The 4,473-nt window shown below is 66.1% G+C and carries 3 protein-coding genes; all 3 read right to left on the bottom strand.

Annotated features, from left to right (window positions below; genetic code table 11):
- Positions 1–2,579, bottom strand: a 2,579-nt coding sequence (locus tag ABYB95_RS17590) for an efflux RND transporter permease subunit (RefSeq protein ID WP_372659867.1), incomplete at its 3' end; no start/stop codon positions are given.
- A 9-nt stretch (positions 2,580–2,588) separates the two neighbouring features.
- Complete coding sequence (locus ABYB95_RS17585; protein ID WP_372659865.1) at positions 2,589–3,722, bottom strand: efflux RND transporter periplasmic adaptor subunit; 1,134 nt, start codon at positions 3,720–3,722, stop codon at positions 2,589–2,591.
- Positions 3,719–4,473, bottom strand: a 755-nt coding sequence (locus ABYB95_RS17580) for a TolC family protein (protein ID WP_372659863.1), incomplete at its 5' end; no start/stop codon positions are given. The genes ABYB95_RS17580 and ABYB95_RS17585, both read right to left, overlap by 4 nt.

Below are 4,473 nucleotides of genomic sequence, written 5' to 3'. Positions count from 1 at the left end.
ACCTCGGCGTCGCCAATCTCCAGCACCGACACCCCGGCGGGCAGGTTTTTCATGGTGGGCAGTTTGTCCACGGCGGTCTTCATGTCGCCCAGGGCGATACCGGCCAACTCCACCTCGAAGTTGATGTTGCGCGAACGGTCGTAGCGCGCGATGACCGCAGGCCCGCCGCCAAAACTCAGCGTTGCCACTTGCGACAGCATCACCGGGCCTTTGCTGCCCGGCACCGTGAGGCGGCCCAGCACGTCCAGGTGTTCGCGCGCGCTGGCTTCCAGCTTGACCACGATGGGAATCTGGCGCTGCGGCAGGTTCATCTTGGGCAAAGCGCTGTCGTAGTCGCCCACGGTGGCGATGCGCAAGGTCTCGGCGATGGCGCTGCTGGTCACACCCATCTCGGCGGCACGGGCCGGGTCGGGTGTGACGAGGATCTCGCTGCGCACCAGCGCGGCGGTGGACTGGATGCTGCCCACGCCTTGGATGGTGCGCAGATCGCGCTCCAGTGCGGTGGCGGCGGTCTGCAGCGCGTTGGCGTCGTTGCCGGTCAGCGTGAGGATGTATTTCTCACCCGATCCACCCAGACCGACCTTGCTGCGCACACCGGCGAGATTGGACATGGCTTCGCGGATCTGGTTTTCGATCACCTGTTTGCGTGGACGGGCACCGCGCGCATCGAGCTGTATGGTCAGCGCCGCCTTGCGGGACTCCGCCGCACCCTGGGGCGCGAACGGATCGGCGCCCGCCGAGCCGGAACCGATGGTGGTGTAGACCGAGCGCACGTGTGGCACGGCCGCCACCAGCACCCGCGCGTGTTCGGCCGTGGACACGGTCTGCGCCAGCGTGGCCCCGGGCGGCAGCTCGATATAGACCTGGGTCTGGGAGTTGTCGTCGGCCGGCACAAAGCCTTGCGGCAGCAGCGGGATCAGCAGCACCGAGGCGACGAAGAAGACCCCGGCGGCAAACATCGTGAGCCAGCGGTGCTTGATGCACCAGGCGGCCCAGCCCCGGTAGGTGTTGAGCCAGCCGGGTTCGTTCTGGTTCGACATCCAGGCCCAGATGCCGCCCAACAGCGCGTTGCTGCGCGCCCAGCGCGGCTTGTCCTTGGCCAAGACCACCGGTTTGAGAATATAGGCCGCCATCATGGGCGTGAGCGCACGCGCCACCACCAAAGAGGCGAACACCGCGAACGAGGCGGTCCAGCCGAACTGCTTGAAGAACTTGCCAGGAATACCCGACATGAAAGCGGTGGGCAAAAACACGGCGATCAAGGCGAAGGTGGTGGCGATCACCGCCAGACCGATTTCGTCGGCCGCTTCCATGGCCGCCTGGTACGGCGATTTACCCATGCGCATGTGGCGCACGATGTTCTCGACCTCGACGATGGCGTCGTCCACCAGAATGCCGACCACCAGCGACATGGCCAACAAGGTCACGATGTTGATGGTGAAGCCCATGTAATGCATGCCGATGAAAGCCGGTATGGCCGACAAGGGCAGCGCCACCGCCGACACGATGGTGGCGCGGAAGTCGCGCAGGAACAGCCACACCACCAGCACCGCCAGCATGGCGCCCTCGTACAACAGCTCCATGGAGCCAGCGAACTCTTCTTCTACCGGGGTCACGAAATCGAAAGACTCGGTGATCTGCAGATCGGGGCGCGCGGCTTGCAGCGCCTTGAGCTTTTCGCGCACACCTTGGCCCACCTCTACTTCGCTGGCGCCGCGGCTGCGCGCCACTTCAAAACCCACCACCGGTTTGCCGTCCAGAAAGGCGGCGGCGGTGGGCTCGGCCACGGTGTCCTTCACCTCGGCGATCTGATCGAGCCGGATGCGCCGCCCGTCCGAGAGCGACAGCTCCAGACGCGCCAGCTCGTCGGCCGATTGCAGCGAAGACAAGGTGCGCAAAGGCTGCTGAGCGCCGCCCACATCGGCCCGCCCGCCCGCGCTTTCGATTTGCACCTTGGCCAGCTGGCGCGAGATGTCGGCCGCCGTGGCGCCCAGCGCCTGCAGCTTCAATGGATCAAGCAGGATTTGCACCTCCCGGTCCACGCCACCCACGCGGTTGACCGCGCCCACGCCACGCACCGATAGCAAGAGCTTGGCGATGTCGTTGTCCACGAACCAGGACACGGCCTCTGCGTCCATCTTGTCGGAGGCCACGGTATAGGCCAAGACCGCGCCACCGGCGAGTTCGATCTTGTTGACGATCGGCTCCCGCAGGTCGGACGGCAAATCACCGCGCACCTTGGCCACCGCCGAGCGCACATCGTCCAGTGCTTCCTGGGTGCTCTTTTCGATGCGGAATTCGGCGGTGATGGAGACCACGCCATCTTGCACATTGGTGTAGATGTGTTTGAGGCCCTGCAACGAGGCCAGGCTGTTCTCGATCTTGCGCGCGACATCGTTTTCGAGCTGGTTCGGGGCAGCGCCCGGCAGGCTGGCCACGATGGTGATGTTGGGCACATCCAGGTCGGGGAAGTTCTGCACCTTCATGGCGCTGAACGAGAACAGGCCCGCCAGCGTCAGCATGACGAAGAGCATGGCGGCGGGGATGGGATTCTTGATCGACCAGGCGGAGACGTTCATGGTCGGTCCTTATTTCACAACCTTGACCAGGTCGGCTTCGTTCAAGAAGCCAGCGCCCTGCACCGCCACGGATTCACCGGCTTGCAGGCCCGACAAAACCTCGACCCGCTCGCCCACGCGGCGCCCGGTCTGCACCTTGCGCTGGGAGGCGTGCTGCTCGGCGTCGATCACAAACACGTAGGTGCTGCCGTCGCGCACGACGATAGCGGGGGTGGGCACCGTCAAGGCCTCGCTCTGGCCCAAATCGAAGCGTCCGTTGGCAAAGGTGCCCGACTTGAAGTCGCCGTGAGGCGGCAGGTCCACATACACCAGGATGTTGCGGGTTTGCGCATCGGCCGAGGGCGCGATCGCGCGCACCTTGCCTTCCACTTCCCGCCCGGTGGCGGCGGTGACCTGCACGCGCTGGCCCACCCGAATGCGCCCGACTTCGCTGGCCGTGACCTCGCCGCGCCACTCCATGCGGCCCTGGCGGATCAGGCGAAACAGCTCCTGGCCGGAGCCGACCACCGCACCCACGGTGGCCGAGCGGGCCGAGATGATGCCTTGATCGGGTGCCTTCACGGCGGTGTTGCCGAGACGCACGCGGGTCGCCGAATACGCCGCCTGGGCCGCTTCCCACTGGGCCTTGGCGACTTTTTCCTGCGTCAGATAGAGGGCGATCTGCGATTGCGACAAGGCACCTGTGTCCTGGATCGAGCGCGCGCGATCGGCATCGGCTTTGGCGTTTTCGTAGTTGGCCAGGGCTTGCATCTGGCTGGCCTGGCTTTGCAGGCTTTCGGCCTGGGTGGTTTCGCTGGCAAAGGTGGCCAGCACCTGGCCCTTGCGCACCACGTCGCCCACGTTCACCAGCACCGTGGCCAGGCGCAGACCGCCCAGTTCGGCACCCACACTGGCTTCTTGCCAGGCCATCACATTGCCATTGGCTTGCAGCGCAATGGACAACTTTTCGGTGGTGGGCTGGGACACGGTAATCGTCATCGACGCTTTGGGGCCAGCATCCGCCGCCGGCGGAGGCACTTCGTCGGCTGGCGACGCCTTGAGCGCGAACCAGGCCACGCCGGCCAACAACAGCACCAGCACAGGCGCCACGATGCGCCAGAGGCGGCGTTTGTTCGGGTGAGAGGAAGAGTCAACTGAAGTCATGACGGTTCTTTGATGGTGTTGGATGGGGCCTGGGGATCAAAGCCCCCGCCCAGGGCAAGGTAGAGCTGGATCCAGGCATTGATGCGCTCTTGCTGCAAGGCCACCGCGCTGCTCTCGGCGTTGAGCTTCAGGCGGCGCGCCTCTTCCAGTTCGTTGAGGTTGGCAAAGCCCACCCGGTAGCGGGCCTGGGTGGCGTCGAACGACTGCGTATAGCCCGCGACGGCGGTGTCGGTGGCGCCCACGCGCTGTTGCAGGCTGGACAACGTCACCAGCGACTGCTCCACCTCGGCCACGGCGCGGCGCAAGGTGGCCGCGTAGGCGGCGCTGGCGGCGTCGTACTGCGCGGACGCGCTGTCCACACCCGCCTGCAGGCGATCGCGCCCGAGCAGGGGCAGACTCAGCGACAGCGGCCCCAGCGACCAGGAGTTGAAACTGTCGGTATTGCCGCCCACCGTCACCCGGTTGCGCAGCACGCTGCCCGACAGCGTGAGACTGGGCAACAGGGCGGCACGCGCCACGCCCACGCCTTCGCTGCTCGCCACCAGTTCGCGCTGGGCGCGGTAGACGTCGGGGCGCTGGCGGATCACTTGCGCCGGCACCGCCTCGACGTTGAGCATCGCGTCCAGCCGTTGCGGTGTCTGCAGTCCGCTCAAGGCCGGCGCACCGGCCAGCTGGCGCCGCAGATCGGCCTCCGGCAGGCCGGTCATGGCCACCAGCGACTTGATCTGGCGTTCGCACAACACCTGTTGTT

Source organism: Hydrogenophaga sp. (assembly GCF_041633695.1).
Lineage (GTDB): Bacteria > Pseudomonadota > Gammaproteobacteria > Burkholderiales > Burkholderiaceae_C > Hydrogenophaga.
Note: the sequence above shows the minus strand (reverse complement) of the source record. Positions and strands in the feature narration are given on the sequence as shown.

Bases quoted from the DNA above. Each gene is read 5' to 3' on its own strand.
- ABYB95_RS17585 (WP_372659865.1), bottom strand. From the start codon at position 3,722: ATGACTTCAGTTGACTCTTCCTCTCACCCGAACAAACGCCGCCTCTGG.